The organism is Thermococcus sp. LS1 (assembly GCF_012027395.1).
Lineage (GTDB): Archaea > Methanobacteriota_B > Thermococci > Thermococcales > Thermococcaceae > Thermococcus.
This window is the reverse complement of the sequence record NZ_SNUJ01000002.1, coordinates 26,291-45,194: the sequence shown is the minus strand read 5'-3', so window position 1 is coordinate 45,194 and position 18,904 is coordinate 26,291. Positions and strand designations below refer to the sequence as shown.

Below are 18,904 nucleotides of genomic sequence, written 5' to 3'. Positions count from 1 at the left end.
GCTCATGCCGGGAAAGAAGGCCCCATATGGAGAGTTCGCTGGTAGAAAGCTCAAGCTCAAGAGGAAGAAGTTCCGCTGGAGCGACATAAGGTATAAGAGAAGAGTCCTTCGCCTTAAGGAGAAGAGCGACCCGCTCGAGGGAGCCCCACAGGCCAAGGGAATCGTCCTCGAGAAGATAGCCGTCGAGGCTAAGCAGCCCAACTCCGGAATGCGTAAGGCAGTTCGTGTCCAGCTCATCAAGAACGGTAAGGTCGTTACCGCGTTCACCCCGGGTGACGGTGCTATCAACCACATCGACGAGCACGACGAGGTCATCATCGAGGGAATCGGCGGTCCAAAGGGAGGTTCTATGGGTGATATCCCAGGAATCAGGTACAAGGTCGTCAAGGTGAACAGGGTTTCCCTCAAGGAGCTCGTCAAGGGCAGAAAGGAGAAGCCGAGGAGGTGAAGGGAATGGCCAAGCCGCTCACCGAGAGGTTCTACCAGCCTAAGGAGCTCAAGGTCATGGGAAGGTGGAGCGTTGAGGACGTCGTTGTGAACGACCCCTCGCTCAGGCCCTACATCAACCTCGAGCCAAGGATTCTTCCGCACAGCCACGGAAGGCACGCCAAGAAGCCCTTCGGAAAGGCCAACGTCCACATCGTCGAGAGGCTCATCAACAAGGTCATGCGCAGCGGTGCCAGCAGCCACAAGGTCGGCGGCCACTTCATGAGGAGAGAACACCGCTCCCTCATGAGCAAGAAAATGAAGGCCTACGAGGTTGTCAAGGAGGCCTTCATGATCATCGAGAGGAGGACCAAGCAGAACCCAATTCAGGTTCTCATAAGGGCTATCGAGAACTCCGCTCCAAGGGAAGATACGACCACCATCGCATTCGGTGGAATCCGCTACCACATGGCAGTTGACGTTTCACCGCTCAGGAGACTCGACATAGCCCTCAAGAACATCGCCCTCGGTGCGAGCGCCAAGTGCTACCGCAACAAGACCAGCTACGCCCAGGCCCTTGCCGAGGAGATAATCGCTGCAGCCAACAAGGATCCGAAGAGCTTCGCCTACAGCAAGAAGGAAGAGATCGAGAGGATTGCCCAGTCCTCACGCTGAGGACTGGCTGGTTTTCTCCTTTCCTATTCTCTTGGCGTTTGTCCAAAAATTAAAAGTCAGTGGGCCAGTGCTTTTCCGAGCCACTTGGCCAGAGCCACTATCGTCAGTATTGGAGGCATTCCCGGAGCTTTTGGAAGGACACTAGCATCGCAGACGTGAAGATGTCTCACCTTCGTTTCTAAATAGCCATCCACAGCGGTTCCAACCGCCGCCGTACCACCCATGTGTGCACCCTGCGGCTTTGAGACAACGAATGAGCCCGGATCAGCTCCAATCCCCTCCAATATCTCCTTGGCCATTGCGATGCCTTCATCCAGCCGCTTCTGGTCGTCTTCGGTTACGGCCTTTGAGACGCTGCCGTCGGGATAAACCCTGCCGGTGGGATCATCTGCAGTCTTCACCATGATTCCCACAAGCTTGTCTGTAGGCATCATGAAGCCCCTCCTGCCTGCCTCCATAAACCTCACTGTCCTGTTGGCGTTTATGTGAGGGGAGATTATGAAGCCCTTCTCATCGTGGAACTCATGGTCGACGAGCGCCATTACCGGTTCCCGAATCTGGTCCAGACCTTTTGCCTTTCCATAGACGTTCACGAATATGTCGACGAAGAGGTCCCTTCCCGCGCACTCAACACCAGAGTCCAAGAGGATCGCAGGAGTGCTCAATGCGCCGGCAGCCAGTATGACATTCTCTGCCTCTATCTCAGTGTATCCCTTCCTTCCGCTTCCCCTGATGCCTCTGGCTTTCCCGTCCTCTACGATCACTTCATGGACTCTGGTTTCGTAGAGTACCTCAGCCCCATGGGCAAGGGCATCGTTCAGGTAATCCAGGGCCGTCCACTTCGCCTCCTGAAGGCATCCAAAGGTACAGGATCCGCAGCGAACGCACTTGGAGAAGTCGAGGAACTTCGGCATTGGTTCCATCTTGTAGCCCAAGTCGGCAGAAACTTCCAACATGTTCAGTGACGCCTCGGATAGGAGGCTCTTCGGAGTTGGGGCTATCTTCATCTCCCTCTCAGCTTCCCTAAATTCGCTCTCCAAGTTTATTCCCAGGTCTTTGAACTCTTCCTGGAGGCACCGGGTTCCATTTGCGCATGAAACGACAGTCGAACCACCGGCCATTATCGTCCTCCACAGAATCACCCCCTCCCTAGAAGTCCTCGGGGTTTTGTATCCTGTCGTTTCAAAATACCTGAGGGAGTCCCTAAAAGTCCCCACGTGCTCTTCATACTTTCCAGCTTCCACGATTAGAACGTTTTTACCGACCATACTCAGTTCTCTCGCTATAGTGGCTCCACCGGCCCCAGAACCAACAACCAGATACTCACAGTGCTTTTTCATAGAAACCAACTCCAAGCCCAAATTTATTAAAGAAGCGTTATTTGCTAGCCTTTTTAGGGGCCCAAAGTATATATGGGTTTGGATTCATGTTGAAATCGATTCGGTTTCAGTCGGCAATCAGACTCGCACAACTGGTAACCACGCAACAAGGTTTATTTAGTCCGAAGTGTATCCCTTTCGGTGATATCATGAGGATCATGGCGGTACTCCTCCTTGGAATCCTACTTCTTGGCCTGATCCCAGTAACCTCAACCGCAGCACTTCCGTCCGATTATGGGGTCAAAATAACTCCAACGGGATTCAGATTGCTCTCGTGGGAGGTTGATGGAACCAACGTCATCAATGCTGGCGATAGAGGGGCGCTTGGGAAGAGCCTCCCCCTCTGGGACTGGCTTCTGAGCGAACCGTGGCCCGGAAGCCTGGCCACCGGAGAGTACAAGCTGAGGGAAGATGGGGACACAATCGTAGGGACGCTTCAGACCGGATCTCTTCTCGTGGAGAAGACGTTCCAGGTTCTCGACTCCAACAGGGCTCTCCTAAACGTGACGTTCACCAACACCGGAGATTCCACATTCAAAAGTCTCGTGAACTGGAACTCCTTTGACCTCGGTTATACCATGGCATGGGCGGGTTACCTTGGAAAGCCCGGCGGTGAGCAGGAGATATGGATGGAAAACGGGCAACTTCACATCGAAGAGAAGAACTGGGTGAGACTCGGAGCAAAGGTAGAAGCCTTTGGCCTGGTGGACTTTGACGAGGACTTGATAGCGCTTGTTTTCCCGGGTGAGAAGAGTGTTGCTCTGTGGCTGGAGAGCGGAAGCTGGGGGGTTGAAACGAGGGCTGAATTCCCTCCGTTAGTTCTGGAGCCGGGAGAGAGCAAGACCTACGTATTCGAGGTGTTCGTGGGGCACATCGAAGAGCTCAAAGAGGTATATCCAGAGATATACGAGAAGCTTGAGCCGTTTCTCGAGAGGAATCGGTTTGAAATAACCTTTGACTCCCAGGCTTTTCCCATAGTAGGCGAGATTACCAACCTTACGGTGAGGGTTACCCCAAAAGAACCCCTCGACAAAACTGGCAGGTTATCAGTCTCGGTTGCGTGCGGAGAAGGAGTGTTCGAGAGAACCTACCCAGTCGACTTGAGCAAGGAAAGCAAAGTAACCCTTCAAATAACAGCCGAGAAAAGCTGCAGGATAAAAGCCGAACTTGAACTAGAGGGAGAAATCATAACAAGCGCAAGCACAACTATGAGGGCCTTCGAGAAGGGAAAGCCCCTCAAGGTAGTCTTTGTCTGGCACCACCATCAGAGCCCTGGCGTCTGGCCCAACGGAACGCTGCACGGCCCCTGGGCCCTCGTGCACACCTACGAGGACGAACTCGAACCCTACTATGACGGCGGCGCCTACTACTTCCACGCATGGATTCTCCAGAAGTACCCGGAGATTAAGATGACCTACCACCTTTCCCCTTCCCTCCTATGGCAGTGGAACCTCACGAACACCGGCTGGTGCCAGAGCTATCCTTCCTATCAGTGCTTCACGCCAGAGAGCCCCGAGGCCGAAAAAGTCAAGGAAGCGATGAGACTGTACAGAGACTTGTACGAGAAGGGCCAAATAGAGATACTCTCCAGCTACTTTGCCCACCCGATAGGTGGCTACATTGCGGAGCGCTACGGCTGGCTCGATCTTCTTGACTACGAGCTGTCCCTCGGCAAGAAAACGACTGAGGAAGTGATCGGCGTAGATGCCAGCGGGATATGGTTGTCCGAGATGGCCTTCAGTCCGAAGCTCGTTCCCCTGCTCGAGGAGCACGGGTTCGAGTACACCGTCCTCGACGACCGCTGCCATCTCAGGGTTCTCTACCCCTACTCGCCGTACCACCTCTACGCCATCGGGAACTCATCGATTAAGGTGCTCTTCAGGGATCACACAATAAGCGACGACTTCGCCTTCAACAACAACTTCCGCAGCGAGGATGAGGCAAGAGAAAAGGCCCGGAAGATAGTGGAGGAAATCTTAAGCGTTAGGGAGGTCGATCCCAACGCGGAGGTTGTAACGATAGCGGCAGACGGCGAGAACTGGATAATATTCTCCCCCAATCCCGGCTTAACTGCAAAGTACTTCGAGTACCTCCTTCAGTACCTTCAGGAGGCCCAGGAGAAGGGACTGATTGAGACGGTGACACTTGGAGAGGCCGTTAGCGAGCTCGAACCTTACAGGAATGTAACTCCCCTCGCAACCTCGTGGCTCTGTTCGTGGGACAAGTGGACGAGGGAGAAGAAATCCGTGCAGGAGTCCATGTGGAGGAGAGACGAGGAGGTCTACAACCTAACTCAGACGTACGTCGAAAAGTGCGGAAAGGACGAGACCTACGAAAAGGCCCTCTACGGTCTCGCGCAGGCCCTCGACAGCGACTTCTACTGGGCGGAGTTCTCGTATCCACCGCACGTCTACGCATGGCTCAACTGGACGGAAAACCTGGTGAAGGACGGCCTAGAAGGGTGCAGCTCCACAAACGTCACTCCAACGACCACAACAACGTCTGCAGCTATCCTTCACGACACTACCTCAGCAATTGAGACCTACTCAACATCCGAAACGGGGGAGGGGACTGGGTTCTCGACATGTGGTGTCGGGACATTATCTGCCCTTTCCCTGCTCGCCCTCCTTCTGAGAAAGAAGGAGTGAACCCCAACTTTTCATTTTATCAAACTCCTCCCTACCATGTTCCCCGGCTTTTCTACACCAAAGAACTCCAGAACCGTCGGTGCTATGTCCATGAGGCCCGGGATTTCAAGCTCAACTTTCTCGAAACCCCACAGTATCAGCGGAACCTTCACAACCGGCTCGTTCATGGAGCCGTGCATTCCCTTAACCCAGTGACTTACTCCCTTAATCCCCCTGCACATTCTGTGGGAGCAGAACCAGTAGCCAGGCTTGGCGGAGACTATCAGCTCGCCGCTCAGGGGCGTATCGAGGTGGGGTAGCTCATCGCGGAAAAAGACTTCTTTGACCCCCGGAGCCTTCCTCAGAACTTCAAAGGCTTCCTCGGCCGGGTTCGGGTCTCTGAGATAAACGTGAACTCCACCGCCAGAGGAGACGCGTAGCGTCTCGATGCCGTGCTTCCTGAGGTAGGTTTTCAGGTTCACCCAGGTGTGAACCTCTTCCTGTCCGTGGTCAGCGAAGATTATGAAGGCGTACTCTTCCTTCAGGCGCTCCCATAGGGTTCTAACTGCAGTGTCAACGGTCTCAACGGCCTTTAGAGCCCCCTCACTCAGCGGCCCATAGTCGTGGCCCATGCCGTCTATCGAAGCGAAGTGTACGAGGAGCAAATCCGGTCTGCATTCCTCGTATAGGTATATGGCCGAGTTCATGACCCAGACGTCCTTCCTCCAATCGCGACCGTGCTGGCGGTACATCCTGTCACCGGCAAAGAAGGGTGGGAAGATTCTAACGTCCGTCCCGCTGAACGGGGGCATCGTATAGCCGCTGACGGCTGCGGTTCTAACACCTTTCTGCCGCAAGAGGTCAACGATGGTCGGGGCCTTAATGACCTTGTGGGGATTAAAGGCCACCTCGTAGTCATAGAAGTTAACCTTCCGGTCAGAGAGGCGGTCGTAGTAGCCGTTCTCGACGACTCCGTGATCTTTCGGCCACACCCCCGTCATCACGCTGGTGTGAACTAAGTCCGTGAGCGTGGGAAAGATAGAGTCAACCACCGCGAACTCACCGCTTTCAGCAAGCTCGCTCAGGAAGGGCATGTGCTTCAGGTTGTAGACCCCACAGCCGTCGAGGCTTATCAGCGCGAGCTTTTTCCTCATTCCAAAACCTCCAAGCGGTGTCGGCCTGACGTGCAGTCATCATACTTCAGTGGGATGGAGTGATCGTCATCCACCGTAGTTCCCTTTGTTAATCAGGTATAAATTCTTTCCGAGCCACTCGTCTAAAGTTTTCTGCCTCGCTAAGCTGCCAAGTATGTAGCTCCTCGTGAGGTACTTCTCGAACGGATGCTCAAGGCGACGCTTTATGGCCTCTAGCGCCTCGTTCAGCGTTGAGAAGTGACCGATGAGGTTGTTCATGGCCTTTTTGACTCCCAACCTTATCTGCCAGACACCAACGGGGGCGTAGTACTCGGGGGTAACCTCGCGGAAAACTACTATCCTTGCCTGCCTCCTCCTCGCTCTCAGAGCTTCAAGAACACTCAGACGAGCCGCGTGGTAGGCTCCGGCCGTTTCCTTGACGTACTCCTTTCTTCCGCGGAAGTCCTCGTAGTCGTGGATGACGCTTGGTTCATCGCTTCCGAAGAGCGAGCCCTTGAGCCAGACCTCCAAAAGCTCGAAGGCATAGCTCTCAGGCATAAGCAGAACGGCGTAGCGGTTTCCGAGGAAGCGGTAAAAGTAGACCTCGTAGTCGTTTATCTCTGGATAGCTCAGAATTTCACGCCTCAGGTTATTCCCTATCGTGTCCTGAACGGCGGTGATGCTCCACCTTGTGGGAACAAGCCTCTTGTCAACGCCGAGAAGTCCCGCGGAGAGGAGCCTTATAATATAGTACTCGTCAAAGCCCCAGTTGTAAAGCCTCATTATTGCTTGCTCCGCCTTCAGCTCGTCGCTCACGACATAGTCGGTCCTCCTCGGAATCCGGGGATTCTCCGTGAGCTCAAAGTCCAAAAGCTCCGCCTTCGGCCCTATCGGCGGGGCAAACTCGCTTGGGAGGACTTTGAGAACGGGCTTTTTCTTCAGCAAAATCTCGCTGTCAACGGGCTTTATCGACATTGCCAGCTCCTGAACCTCGCCGAGTATTCTCCCGCTCCTCCTTACGTGGACGTCTGCTTTCGTCTCGCCCATAACCAATAGCGAGCGGTAGTAAAGGATGTCCCTTATCGTCTTGTCCTCCCACTTCATGGGACTGTCGAGGTGACTGGTATCTCCCTCAATCGGTGGCACAAGAGGGCCTATGCGAACCTTAGGATAGCCGTACTCCCCAACGAAGATGCTCGGCGGGGAAGAGCCAAAAAGGTGGCGCTTATTGAGCTTTTCCTCTACCTTCCGGGCTACCCTAAACCTCTCGAGAATCGGACAGGTGGGCCTGCCGCAGAGGAGCTTCCTGCCCTTGCAGACGGCACAGAGCTTGGAGTTGAAGAGCTGGGTCATCGAGGATAGTTACTCAGGGAAGGTATTTATGGTTTGCCGACGCTGGCATCTCGAGTACCTTCCAAAAAACTTAAAAACCCCCTCCAGCTCATATAACTCGGGCATTGGAGTGCCGCGGTAGCCTAGCCTGGTAGGGCGCCGGCCTGCTAAGCCGGTGGGCGTTGCCCACAGGGGTTCAAATCCCCTCCGCGGCGCCAAATCTTTCTCTGGGTCGAATGCCGGGATAGCCTAGAGGTGAGGCGGTGGACTGCAGATCCGCTTTACGGGGGTTCGAATCCCCCTCCCGGCTCCATAATTATACAAACTTCGCCTGCGCGAAGTTTGATCAAGGTTCGCATGTCCTTCTGGATCTGCGGTTTTAATAGGGGGTTATTCCCCCCACTCGCAATTTTCATGGTTTCACTGCAAGTATAACGCCCTCCGGACGTTAAAAAGTATGTGAAACAGGTTTCAATTCCCCTTTTGATTTAATCCCCGCTTTGGACTTTCAATACTGGGAAAACATGCAAACTCCAGTACCGGATAATTTTTGAAGAAAGTTCTTTTGGTCAAGCTTTCTCAAAGCTTCCTGTACTCTCAAACCCCCGAAGTGGGGCTTCGCCCCACGTTGGGAAACTTTTGCTTGGCAAAAGTTTCCTGGCCTCGGGAGTGGTGGCCCTCATCACCCCCCATCGGTGCCGGGCCAAACGTTCAGCCCGAAGGGAGCGTAAGCGCATCGGCCGGGAGATTTTATAAATGCTTGAAAGATATGCCTTTCGGTGGTGACGATGATCAGGGTCAAGGTTCTTGGAAGGGGAATAGAGAAGGAACTCGAGTGGAGGAAAGGCATGAAAATCGCAGATGTCCTCCGCGAAGTGGGATTCAACACAGAGAGCGCGATAGCGAAGCTCAACGGCCGCGTTGCTCTGGAGGACGAGAACGTGAAAGATGGTGACTACGTGGAGGTTATTCCTGTAGTTTCGGGCGGATAAAGCAGATTACAGAGATTTATTCAATATTTTGAACAAACTGAACTTTTTAGTTTTAGGCAATAGTTTGGCCAACGGAAGTTTTTAATTTATGTATTCTTGGAGCGAAAGTGTTATATACAACTTGCAATGATTATACCTGTCCTCTTGGAAAAGGACGAATGAAGAAATGGGCAGTAATGTTCATTATTAGGCCGTTCGTTTTGAGTGGTTTCGAGTACGTGCAGAAAGGAACAACCAGGAATTCTACACCAACTCAAAGACCTGCCAGAACACAAGTATGGAGATGTCGGAAGTTCCTGCAAGTGGGCAAATACACACTGTGGTGGATGTTTTGCACCGGATCAAGCCAGCTCTCAAAATTTCGTGGTTTGTACTAGGGATACATATGGAAGCCTGTGTGGATGGGACTGGGTGGTAAAGTGGTGATGATACATGGGCCGAAATAAAGTGGCAATTTCAATTTTAATCTTTTGTTTGCTCTTTGTCTTCTTTTTACCCAAAGGCTTACTTATTCCAGCAGATGTAAAAGATGTAGATTTTGGAGAAGTCCCGAGCTCTTTGCATTGTCCCCCAAATATCCATATTAAAACCGAGTACTATCAGTATAAGCTTAACCATTTTGTGAACTTCACCCTCATTCAGAATCAGACTCCCATGGCAAATATAACCCTGAGGGGAGTTGAGGGAAAATACCTCTGTCTTCCCGAAGGCATATTAGTTTACGCCTACTACCCTGGAAGTTCTAGGTCTTGGGCCGGAACAACTTTGGCATTGTTTGATTACAATATGAGCCTCAAATGGTGGCGTCCATTTAGTGCTTATCCACTCAGGTACACTCGGGACGGCCTCATTCTCGTTAGTTCTGCCCTATTTGGCTCTGGAGGTGAGTCCTGTGCATACCTTATGAATATCTCTACTGGAGAGACAACATTCAGATTCTGCCCCGATGTTTTGGGAGCCCATATCTCTGATGTCAGAATTATTGGTGACAAAGCTTACGTGACCGTTGGGTGGCCAGACAGAGGGTGGTCTTCCCTTAAGACTAAAGTAATCCTTTACATCGTGGAAGGGAAGAAAGTTAAGAGGAAAACAATTACAAGCATCAACGGCGAGGGCCTTGGGATTAGAGTGCGTGTAGACGCTGATGACAGCCATGTTGCGGTGGCATATTATCTTAAAAATGAGAAAGGCGAAGAAAAGAACGGAGTCTGCATTTACACGGCGGGCCATTTAATCAAAATTGCCTGCAAGAGCTTCAATGAGCGGCCATATGACGTGAAACTTGATGGAAACATAGTTTACATCAAAACATGGAACAGCGTAAAAGCCTACAAAATAATCGGCCCATGAGAACTCCCATTATTTTTCTTTCTCCAACAGAGAAAATGGAGAGGGAATCAGGAACTCAGCCTCTTCCTCATGAACGCCTCGAAGTTATCCATGGCCTCCTCGAGAATCTCGACCGGCGGCAGGAAAACTATCCTGAAGTGCCACTCACCGGCATAGCCGAAGCCTGAGCCGTGGACGAAGAGTACGTGAGCCTCGTTGAGGGCATCGAGCACGAACTCCTTGTCGTTCTTCCACTTGGAGCGCTCCTCTATCTTCGGGAAGATGTAGAATGCTCCCTGAGGCTTGACGGTGCTTATTCCCGGAATCTCGGTCAGGCGCTTGTAGATGTAGTCCCTCCTCTCCTTGAGCTTGGCCATGTACTCCTCGAGGTAGTCCATCGGGCCGGTGAGACCTGCTATCGCCGCGAACTGGGCGGGTGTGTTGGGGCACAGTCTGATCCTTGCCATTTTGTCGACAGCTTCCCGAATCTCATCGAGCTTGCCCTCGGGATCAACGTAGTAGAAATAGCCGAGACGCCAGCCTGTTGCGAAGTAAACCTTCGAGAGGCCGTTCATGACGATGACCGGGACGTCTTTGGTGAGTGAGCCCGGAGAGACGTGCTCGCCCTCGTAGGTCATGAGGTCGTATATCTCGTCGCTTATAACCGGAAGGTCATATTCACCCGCTAAATCGAGAATCTCCTTTATCGTCTTCCTCTCATAAAGCGCTCCTGTTGGGTTGTTCGGGTTGATTACAGCTATGGCCTTGGTTTTCTCGTCAATTTTCTTCCTCATGTCGTCTATGTCAGGCTGCCAGCCGTTCTCCTCAACCGTCAGGTACTCCCTGGGTACTCCCTCATAGAACTTAACGAGGCCGGTGTAAGGCGGATAGCTCGGGCTCGGCACGAGGATGTTGTCACCAGGATTGAGCAGAGCACCGAAGAGGAACTGGAGCGCCTCAGTGACTGCAGCCGTAACACGGACGTCGTCAGGGGTTATATCCACGCCGTTTTTCCTTTTCTCGCGCTCTACTATGGCCTCCCTAAGTTCGGGCAGGCCCTCGCTCGGACCGTAGTAATTATGGCCCTCCTGAATGGCCTTACAGTAGGCGTCCCTCATGTGCTTCGGCGGCTGGAAATCGTACTTTCCGGGGTCACCAATATTGAGCCTGATTACCTTTATTCCCTTCTTCTCAAGCTCCCTGGCAGGAAGAACAACGTCCCTTATGGCGTATTCAATCCCCATAGCCCTTTCGGATGCGCGAATCATGAGCACCACCGGAGAGAGTTGAAGACTTCCTCATAAAAACCTTCACATTCCCTGGTCGGGTTCAAGGGGAAAGGCCTTCGGAAAAGCTGAGGCAACTTTAAAAAGAGTGCATCCAAACTAACCCGGGCGATGACGAATAGCAAGCATACTGAGACGATGCAACATGATGACGTGAACACCCTCCGAGCCCTTCGACACGTTTATTAACCTTCAGAGAGACCTCGTTACATGAACATATTCATTCCCCTGCTTTTTGGGATATTCCTCGGTTACGTCCTGAGGAAAAAGAGCCGGAAAGTCAATGTAGACCTTCCAATGAGCGTTGCGCTACTTCTCCTCATCTTCTTCATGGGTGTTGAGGCCGGAAAAGTTGAGATAGACGCCCTCTGGCTCCTTGGCTCATCCGTGGCTTTTGCGGCGTTGACGATAGTGGGCAGCGTTGGGATTGCTCTTCTTCTGGGAGGGAGGGAAAGATGAGGTTTCTGGCCTGCGTTTTGGCCTCACTAACTATCGGAATCCTCATCGGACACTTCTACGCCCCCGACTTCGGAAACCTCTACGAGATAATGCTCTATCTCCTTATATTCATCATAGGAATAGATCTCGGGGAAAGCTTCAGGCCCAACGAGGTTAGAAAGCTTGGAAGGCTCGCCGTTAAGCTCCCCCTTGGAACGCTCCTCGGCTCTCTCCTGGGAGGGCTCGTGGCTTCTCTGATTCTCGGCATAGATTTGAGATGGGGTCTGGCAGTTTCAGCGGGCTGTGGGTGGTACAGCCTAACGGGCCCGCTCATAGCTCAGTATTCGGCCGTCTACGGAACCCTCGGCTTTCTTGCCAATCTTACTAGAGAGATATTCACAGTGCTGCTGTATCCGGTCGTTATCAGGCGGATTCCAAAAGAGCTGGCCGTGTCAATGGGTAGGGCAACTACTATGGACACGACGCTGCCAATAATGACCAAGTTCGGAGGTAGCGACGTTGCAATCATAGCCTTTGTTCACGGATTCATACTGACGGCGTTGGTTCCCTTCGTGGTCCCATTCATTCTTCAGCTTTAACCGTTAATCTTTTAAGTTCAAACACTTTAGGTTCTCTTGACAAACCCAAATGGTGATGAGAATGAGTGAGGTTGAACTCGTATTTAAAGTCCTGAAGGAAGCTGGAAAGCCCCTCAAGAGCAAAGAGATAGCAGAGCTTGCCGGAATAGATAAGAAAGAGGTCGACAAGGCGATAAAGATCCTGAAAAAAGAGGGCAAGATAATCTCGCCAAAGCGCTGCTACTACGCCCCGGCCGAGTGAGTCAGCCCGGTATTTTTCTTCCAATTTCTCTAGCAGGGTCTTTCTTTCGATTTCCTCCACTCCACTTTGAGGGTCTACTGGAATTCATCCCAGTCGATAGCAAAAACATTTTTAAAGCCTCACGATTAGCGGTGGTTGCAGGATAATCCCTCATGGCTCGGGGGTGTCCGAGGCAAGAGCGGGTAGGAGCCCACCGGGCCCTCTGTGGAGGTGAGAGAATGAAGTATCCAAAGCAGATAAGGACTTACTGTCCGTTTTGCAAGAAGCACACCATACACAAAGTCGAGAAGGTCAAGAAGAGGCCGAGGAGCGAGCTCAGCCAGGGTCAGAGAAGGTTCAGAAGGATCATGAAGGGTTACCGCGGTTTCCCGAGGCCGAACCCTGCCGGAAGGGAGAAGCCGGTCAAGAAGCTCGACCTCAGGTTCAGGTGCACCGTCTGCGGTAAGGCCCACACGAGGGGACAGGGCTTCCGCGTTAAGAAGTTCGAGCTCGTGGAGGTGTGACGCATGGCGCTCCCGAAGAACCTCATCCCGATGCCGAGGAGCAGGTTCCTCCGCGTCAAGTGCATCGACTGCGGCAACGAGCAGATCGTCTTCAGCAACCCGGCCACCACCGTCAGGTGCCTCGTCTGCGGTGCAACGCTCGTCGAGCCCACCGGAGGTAAGGGCGTTATCAAGGCCAAGATACTCGAGGTTCTCGAGTGAACACCTTTCTTTCTCTTCCCTTTCGGCCTTCTGCTAAACTTTAAAAACCTCCTTTTCGTAAATTACTCAGGCAAAGAAAATTTTGAGGTGGTTAGAATGCCGAGGAAAGCCAAGGAGTATCCTGAAGAGGGAGAGTTTGTTATCGCGACCGTCAAGAGCATCCATCCTTACGGTGCGTTTCTCAAGCTTGACGAGTACCCCGGTAAAGAGGGCTTCATGCATATAAGCGAGGTCGCCTCGACATGGGTCAAGAACATTAGGGACTATGTGAAAGAGGGTCAGAAAGTAGTTGCCAAGGTCATACGCGTTGACCCAAGTAAGGGGCACATAGACCTGAGCCTCAAGAGGGTGAACCAGCAGCAGAGGAAAGCCAAACTCCAGGAGTACAAGCGCGCCCAGAAGGCCGAGAACCTTCTCAAGATGGCCGCAGAAAAGCTCGGGAAGGACTTTGAGATGGCCTGGTGGGAGGTCTGGGTTCCTCTCGAGGAGGAGTACGGCGAAGTTTACGCCGCCTTTGAGGACGCTGCCCAGAACGGCATAGAGGTTCTCAAGGGCATCATACCCGACGAGTGGCTCGAACCGCTCAACGAGATAGTCCAGAATTACGTCGAGGTTCCCACGGTAACCATCGATGCCGAGTTCGAGATAACCGTGCCGAAGCCCAACGGCATAGAGATAATCAAGGAGGCACTCATAAGGGCCCGTGACAGGGTCAACGAAGATAAGGACATCGAAGTCAAGTTCACCTACCAGGGAGCTCCAAGATATAGGATAGACATAACCGCGCCCGACTATTACAAGGCCGAAGAGGTTCTCGAGGACATCGCTGAGGAGATACTTCGCGTTATCAAGCAGGCGGGAGGAGAGGCAACCCTCCTAAGGAAGGAGAAGCGCATCAAGAAGATAAAGAGGAGAGGCGCCTGAAGGGGATTGACATGAGGTTCCGCATAAGGAAGTGTCCCAGCTGCGGGCGCTACACCCTCAAAGAGACCTGTCCAGTCTGCGGAACCAAGACAAAGATAGCCCACCCGCCGCGCTTCTCGCCAGAGGATCCCTACGGGGAGTACAGGCGCAGACTGAAGCGCGAACAGCTGGGCATTGTAAAGAGGTGAGACCATGAAAGAGACCATGATTTATGTCTACGAGAGGCCCCAGCTGAGGGACCCTGTGTTCATCGAGGGTCTCCCTGGGATAGGCCTAGTTGGAAAGCTTGCTGCAGAACACCTGATTCAGGAGCTTGAGGCTGTCAAGTTCGCCGAGCTCTACTCGCCGCATTTCATGCACCAGGTGCTCATCAAGAAGAATTCCGTCGTTGAGTTGATGAAAAACGAGTTCTACTACTGGAAGAACCCCGAGGAGAACGGAAGAGACCTGATAATCATCACAGGCGACCAGCAGGTTCCGCCAACGGACAGCCCCGGTCACTTCGAGGTCGTTGGCAAGATGCTCGACTTCGTGAGCGAGTTTGGCACGAGGGAGATCATCACAATGGGCGGCTACCAGGTGCCGGAGCTCCAGGGAGAGCCGAAGGTTTTAGCGGCAGTAACCCACGAGGAGCTTGTTGAGTACTATAAGGCCAAGCTGGAAGGCTGTCAGGTCGAGGTTGTCTGGAGGGAGGATGAAGGCGGAGCAATAGTCGGCGCAGCTGGTCTTCTTCTTGGTATGGGCAAGCTCAGGAGCATGTACGGAATAAGCCTGCTCGGCGAAAGCCTCGGCTACATCGTTGACGCAAAGGCAGCCAAATCAGTCCTCAGCGCGGTAACTAAGATACTCGGCATCGAGCTCGACATGACGGCCCTCGATGAGCGCGCCAAGGAAACCGAGGAGATACTCCGCAAGGTTCAGGAGATGCAGAGGGCGATGCTCGAACAGACCATGCCTCCAACACCGGAGGAAGAGGACAGGGGTTACCTCTGATTTTCTTCCCTTTTTCAGGTCTCTTACTGGCTTCTGGCACATCCAACCTATGGTTAATAATACCGGGTTGGAGAAACACTTTTATATAGTGCTATCTTTTTTGACTTTGATAACACCCCCGGGCCAAGGAGGGAGATAAATTGCACATACCAGACGGGCTGTTGAGCACGCCGGTTATAATAGTGACTTACGCAGTAACCATAGCGGGCGTTCTGTACTCAATTAAAAAGCTCAGAGACTTTCCGGAGGACAAAATACCTCTCCTCGGCCTCTTTGCGGCTGGGATCTTCGCGGCCCAGATGGTCAACTTCCCGATAATCGGAGGAGTCAGTGGACATCTGCTCGGAGCGACGCTCGTTGCCATACTGCTCGGCCCCTATGCGGCTGTGATAGTTATGACTGCGGTGTTGCTCATCCAGACATTGCTCTTCGGCGACGGTGGAATAACTGCCATCGGAGCGAACATCCTCAACATGGGTCTTATCGGGGCGTTCGTTGGCTACGCCATCTACACCAAGCTGAAGAACATCAATGAGGTTTTCGCCATGGGCTTTGCCGCGTGGCTTTCGGTGCTCCTGGGAGCAACGATGACTGCTATCGAGATAGGCCTCAGCCAGAGCCTGCCCTTCGCCAAGGTTCTCACCCTGATGATAAGCTATCATGCCATAATCGGCATCGGTGAGGCCGTACTCACTATACTCATCGTCCAGGCCGTTAGGATGAAGCTTCCCGAGATAGAGGGGGTGACCGCATGAGGGCGATAGTGAAGGGACTCATCGTCATAGCCGTTATATTGGCCATAGTCCTTCCGCTGGCCTCGAGCAATCCCGATGGTTTAGAGGCCACCATGGAAAAGGTCGGCCTCGAAGAGAATCCCATCTACCACGCCCCCCTCGATTATGGCGAAAGCTGGGCTCAGAGCTTCGCCATGGGGCTCCTCGGAATAACCTTGACCTTCGTGGTTGGCTACGGCTTAGCAAAGCTCGCCAAGGGTGCCTGAAGTGTACCTGCCGTTCATTTTTATTTACGCGATTGGTGTCGTTACCCGAAAAAGCTTGAGTGAGTTAGCTTATTTTGCCCTCCTGTTCCTTGCTGTAGCCATTATGATGAGGCCTAAGAAGAGAGTTCTCCTCAACCTCGGATTCCTCCTCGGGTTTGAGGGGCTGCTCTTCATCCTTGCCCTCTTCAATCCTGGAAGACCAATTCTCGATACTCCCATAGGGCCGATAACCCACGAGGGGCTTTATTCCTTCTTCCTTCTCCTCGGGAAGGCCTTTCTATCCGCGGGAACCGCCGTAGTGATAACCAGCTCGGTCGGCTTTTCGAGGATACTCGCAGAGATGGAGACCCTGAAGTTTCCGAGGATACTCATCCTGACGCTCGCGTTCACATACCGCTACCTCGACCTCTTTGCAGAGGAAGCCGAGAGGATGAAGCGGGCCCTTGATTCCAGGGCATTTGGAATCGGGAGAAAGGAATACTACCGGAAACTTGGAGCACTCATAGGCGAGATTTTTGTGAGGGCATACCTTAGAAACGGGAGAATTTATAAGGCAATGCTCTCAAGGGGCTTTGGCGAGTTCCCAAGGCTCGAAGAACCACGTCCAAACCCCTCAATCGGACTGCTGATGCTCCTCGCCATCGGGGGTCTGCTGATATGATAGAGCTGAGAAACGTTCACTTTTCGTACGCAGGAAGAGAGGTTCTGAGGGGTGTGAACCTCACCATCAAAGGGGGAGAAATTTTCGGGATTCTCGGACCCAATGGGGCTGGAAAGAGCACGCTTGTTCTTCATCTCAACGGCATACTGAAGCCGAAGAAGGGAGAGGTGATTATAGACGGCCTCGATCCCGCTAAGAACCCCAAGGAGGTTCGAAGGAAGGTTGGCATCGTCTTTCAGGACCCAAACGACCAGCTGTTCTCGCCGACTGTCTTCGAGGACGTTGCCTTCGGCCCCTACAACCTCGGTCTCCGTGGGGAGAAGCTGAGGGAAAGAGTCCTGTGGGCACTGAGACAGGTGGGTATGGAGGGCTACGCAGAGAGGGAAACTAAAGACCTCAGCTTCGGCGAAAAGAAGAGGGTAGCAATAGCCACGATCCTTGCGATGGAACCCGAAATCATCGTCTTTGACGAGCCCTTCGCCAACCTTGATTTCAGGGGAAAACGGCTCCTCGGGGAGCTGATAAGGGGAATGAAGGAGGAAGGGAAGACGGTAATCCTGGCCTCCCACGAGGCAGAATATCTGACCCTCTGCGACAGGATAGTCCTGATGGACAGTGGGAAAATAATAACCGTCGGAACGCCTGAGGAAATACTCGGTAATCCCAGGCTCCTTAGAGAGCACAACCTTGATGTCCCATCCATCGCGGAGCTGTTCCTGAGCTTGGGGCTGAAGGTTCCAAGGAACGTTGAAGAGGCAAGAAAAATACTCGAAGAATGGAGAAGGACTACTCCATAGCCTTCTCCAAAAGCTCCAGGCCAAGGTCAAGGTATTCCCTTGCCTTTTCTTCGCTCTTCGCCTCGCTGAAAACCCTTATTATCGGCTCCGTTCCGCTGGCCCTGACCAATACCCAGCCGTCGTCGAAGAGTATCTTGGTTCCGTCAGTTGTATCGATGGTGTAACCTCTCTCCCTGGCCAACTCAGCCACTTTAGCGACTATCGCCTTCCTATCGCCTTCGATGTGCCTTTTCGTCTTGAACTGGTAGTACCTGGGGAGTTCATCTATAAGCTCGCTGAACTTCTTACCGCTTTTCGCGAATATCTCCACGATTTTTGCCGCTGTCATGGCCCCGTCCCTGCCGAGGACAAAGTCTGGAAAGATTACGCCGCCGTTCTCCTCGCCACCTATGGTTCCGTCGTGCTCCAACAAAGCCCTCGCCACTATAAGGTCACCAACCTTCGTGCGCATTACCTCGGCATTGTTCCTCTTGGCTATGTCATCAAGCAGATAGGAGGTAGCGACGGTTGTGACAAGCAGCCCGCCGCCGTTTTCTCTGAGAACAGCGTCGGCAACCAGCGCAAAGGTCTTATCACCCTGAACAAAGTTGCCGTTCTCGTCGATGAAAACGGCCCTGTCGGCATCCCCGTCCTGAGCCACTCCAAAGTCCGCCCCGAGAGCCTTGACAACCTTCATGAAGTCCTTAAGATTTTCCTCGTTGGGCTCAGGATTTCTCGCAGGGAAGTGGCCGTCTGGATGGGCGTTTACGCTGACGACCTTACAGCCCAGCTCCCTGAGCAGGTAGGGTAAAGTGAGCGAGCCGGCACCGTTGGACGTATCGACGACTACGAATGGTCTCCTCTTCCTTATTGCCTCAACGTCCACCCTCGATTTTATGGCGTCGAGATAGGGCCTTATTATGTCCTCCTTCCGGACCTCTCCGATTTCGTCCCACTTAGCCCTGTCGAAGTCCTCGTTGAAGAACAGCTCCTCAACTACCGCCTCTCTCTCCTTCTTCAAGCCCATGCCGTTGGGCTCGAGGAGCTTTATGCCGTTGTATTCAGGCGGGTTGTGGCTTGCAGTTATTGCCGCTCCGCCGTCGGCCTTGAAGTACCTGCAGGCGAACTGTATGGCGGGAGTTGGGGCGACTCCGACATCGATAACGTCACATCCAACGCTGAGGAGACCGCTTATTAAAGCCTCCTTGAGCATCTCACCGCTAACGCGGGTGTCCCTGCCGACAACTACCAGCGGCTTCTCCCTTCCTTCCCTCTTCAGCATCGTTCCGAAGGCCATACCCATCCTAAGCGCGAACTCAGGGGTTATCTTCTCATTGGCGATCCCCCTGACGCCGAAGGTTCCAAACAGCTTTCCCATGTCTTTCACCT

At 53.0% G+C, this 18,904-nt stretch carries 22 protein-coding genes and 2 tRNA genes; 19 read left to right on the top strand and 5 right to left on the bottom strand.

The features are described from left to right. Positions 1 to 4: 4 nt before the first annotated feature. Together E3E26_RS04680 and E3E26_RS04675 are read left to right on the top strand one after the other, a co-directional pair. A complete protein-coding gene (locus E3E26_RS04680) occupies positions 5 to 448 on the top strand; it encodes a 30S ribosomal protein S12 (RefSeq protein WP_012571180.1) in 444 nt (147 codons plus the stop codon). A gap of 5 nt (positions 449 to 453) precedes the next feature. Beyond that, complete coding sequence (locus E3E26_RS04675) at positions 454 to 1,101, top strand: 30S ribosomal protein S7 (protein ID WP_167900218.1); 648 nt, start codon at positions 454 to 456, stop codon at positions 1,099 to 1,101. A 56-nt stretch (positions 1,102 to 1,157) separates the two neighbouring features. On the opposite strand, the gene E3E26_RS04670 is transcribed toward E3E26_RS04675, so the two are convergent. After that, positions 1,158 to 2,441 carry an FAD-dependent oxidoreductase gene (locus tag E3E26_RS04670; RefSeq protein WP_167900217.1) on the bottom strand — a complete coding sequence of 428 codons (1,284 nt, stop codon included), beginning with the start codon at positions 2,439 to 2,441 and terminating at the stop codon, positions 1,158 to 1,160. A gap of 188 nt (positions 2,442 to 2,629) precedes the next feature. On the opposite strand from E3E26_RS04670, the gene E3E26_RS04665 reads away from it, so the two are divergent. Continuing rightward, positions 2,630 to 5,128, top strand: coding sequence for a glycoside hydrolase family 57 protein (locus E3E26_RS04665; protein WP_167900216.1), 2,499 nt, complete (start codon positions 2,630 to 2,632; stop codon positions 5,126 to 5,128). A gap of 11 nt (positions 5,129 to 5,139) precedes the next feature. On the opposite strand, the gene E3E26_RS04660 is transcribed toward E3E26_RS04665, so the two are convergent. Together E3E26_RS04660 and E3E26_RS04655 are read right to left on the bottom strand one after the other, a co-directional pair. Beyond that, a complete protein-coding gene (locus E3E26_RS04660) occupies positions 5,140 to 6,261 on the bottom strand; it encodes an alkaline phosphatase family protein (protein ID WP_167900215.1) in 1,122 nt (373 codons plus the stop codon). Between the two features lie 66 nt (positions 6,262 to 6,327). Further along, entirely contained in the window at positions 6,328 to 7,593 is a 1,266-nt protein-coding gene (locus E3E26_RS04655; protein ID WP_167900214.1) for an Nre family DNA repair protein, read from the bottom strand. Positions 7,594 to 7,704: 111 nt separating this feature from the next. Here E3E26_RS04655 and E3E26_RS04650 point away from each other — a divergent pair. From E3E26_RS04650 to E3E26_RS04635, 4 genes are all read left to right on the top strand, one after another. After that, a tRNA-Ser gene (locus tag E3E26_RS04650) sits at positions 7,705 to 7,790 on the top strand. A gap of 20 nt (positions 7,791 to 7,810) precedes the next feature. After that, positions 7,811 to 7,885 (top strand) — tRNA-Cys (locus tag E3E26_RS04645). Positions 7,886 to 8,360: 475 nt separating this feature from the next. Beyond that, positions 8,361 to 8,564 (top strand): MoaD/ThiS family protein, encoded by a 204-nt coding sequence (locus E3E26_RS04640; RefSeq protein WP_012571186.1) that lies wholly within the window; start codon positions 8,361 to 8,363, stop codon positions 8,562 to 8,564. Between the two features lie 432 nt (positions 8,565 to 8,996). After that, entirely contained in the window at positions 8,997 to 9,914 is a 918-nt protein-coding gene (locus E3E26_RS04635; protein ID WP_167900213.1) for a hypothetical protein, read from the top strand. 47 nt (positions 9,915 to 9,961) lie between these two features. Here the strand turns inward: E3E26_RS04635 and E3E26_RS04630 are convergent, their stop codons facing one another. Further along, a complete protein-coding gene (locus E3E26_RS04630; RefSeq protein ID WP_167900686.1) occupies positions 9,962 to 11,161 on the bottom strand; it encodes a pyridoxal phosphate-dependent aminotransferase in 1,200 nt (399 codons plus the stop codon). A gap of 228 nt (positions 11,162 to 11,389) precedes the next feature. Between E3E26_RS04630 and E3E26_RS04625 the strand changes: the two genes are divergently transcribed. From E3E26_RS04625 to E3E26_RS04570, 12 genes are all read left to right on the top strand, one after another. Continuing rightward, entirely contained in the window at positions 11,390 to 11,638 is a 249-nt protein-coding gene (locus E3E26_RS04625) for a hypothetical protein (protein WP_167900212.1), read from the top strand. Continuing rightward, a complete protein-coding gene (locus E3E26_RS04620) occupies positions 11,635 to 12,216 on the top strand; it encodes a lysine exporter LysO family protein (protein WP_167900211.1) in 582 nt (193 codons plus the stop codon). The genes E3E26_RS04625 and E3E26_RS04620 overlap by 4 nt, the downstream gene beginning before the upstream one ends. A 55-nt stretch (positions 12,217 to 12,271) precedes the next feature. Beyond that, a complete protein-coding gene (locus tag E3E26_RS04615) occupies positions 12,272 to 12,457 on the top strand; it encodes an HTH domain-containing protein (RefSeq protein WP_234394333.1) in 186 nt (61 codons plus the stop codon). Positions 12,458 to 12,675: 218 nt separating this feature from the next. Continuing rightward, complete coding sequence (locus E3E26_RS04610) at positions 12,676 to 12,960, top strand: 50S ribosomal protein L44e (RefSeq protein ID WP_012571193.1); 285 nt, start codon at positions 12,676 to 12,678, stop codon at positions 12,958 to 12,960. A 3-nt stretch (positions 12,961 to 12,963) separates the two neighbouring features. Continuing rightward, positions 12,964 to 13,161 (top strand): 30S ribosomal protein S27e, encoded by a 198-nt coding sequence (locus tag E3E26_RS04605; protein ID WP_012571194.1) that lies wholly within the window; start codon positions 12,964 to 12,966, stop codon positions 13,159 to 13,161. 96 nt (positions 13,162 to 13,257) lie between these two features. Beyond that, positions 13,258 to 14,085 (top strand): translation initiation factor IF-2 subunit alpha, encoded by an 828-nt coding sequence (locus E3E26_RS04600; protein WP_167900210.1) that lies wholly within the window; start codon positions 13,258 to 13,260, stop codon positions 14,083 to 14,085. Positions 14,086 to 14,096: 11 nt separating this feature from the next. After that, the gene (locus tag E3E26_RS04595) at positions 14,097 to 14,273 is read left to right on the top strand and encodes an RNA-protein complex protein Nop10 (RefSeq protein ID WP_012571196.1); all 177 of its coding nucleotides are present in this window, start codon (positions 14,097 to 14,099) and stop codon (positions 14,271 to 14,273) included. A gap of 4 nt (positions 14,274 to 14,277) precedes the next feature. Next, positions 14,278 to 15,078 (top strand): proteasome assembly chaperone family protein, encoded by an 801-nt coding sequence (locus E3E26_RS04590; RefSeq protein ID WP_167900209.1) that lies wholly within the window; start codon positions 14,278 to 14,280, stop codon positions 15,076 to 15,078. A 140-nt stretch (positions 15,079 to 15,218) separates the two neighbouring features. Next, entirely contained in the window at positions 15,219 to 15,833 is a 615-nt protein-coding gene (locus E3E26_RS04585) for an energy-coupling factor ABC transporter permease (RefSeq protein WP_167900208.1), read from the top strand. After that, positions 15,830 to 16,078, top strand: a complete 249-nt coding sequence (locus E3E26_RS04580; RefSeq protein WP_167900207.1) for a PDGLE domain-containing protein — start codon at positions 15,830 to 15,832, stop codon at positions 16,076 to 16,078. The genes E3E26_RS04585 and E3E26_RS04580 overlap by 4 nt, the downstream gene beginning before the upstream one ends. Before the next feature lies 1 nt (position 16,079). Beyond that, the gene (locus E3E26_RS04575; protein WP_167900206.1) at positions 16,080 to 16,739 is read left to right on the top strand and encodes a CbiQ family ECF transporter T component; all 660 of its coding nucleotides are present in this window, start codon (positions 16,080 to 16,082) and stop codon (positions 16,737 to 16,739) included. Next, complete coding sequence (locus E3E26_RS04570) at positions 16,736 to 17,536, top strand: energy-coupling factor ABC transporter ATP-binding protein (RefSeq protein ID WP_167900205.1); 801 nt, start codon at positions 16,736 to 16,738, stop codon at positions 17,534 to 17,536. Before E3E26_RS04575 ends, E3E26_RS04570 begins: the two co-directional genes overlap by 4 nt. Here E3E26_RS04570 and glmM read toward each other — a convergent pair. After that, positions 17,526 to 18,893, bottom strand: a complete 1,368-nt coding sequence (glmM, locus tag E3E26_RS04565; RefSeq protein WP_167900204.1) for a phosphoglucosamine mutase — start codon at positions 18,891 to 18,893, stop codon at positions 17,526 to 17,528. The genes E3E26_RS04570 and glmM overlap by 11 nt on opposite strands. Positions 18,894 to 18,904: the final 11 nt, after the last annotated feature.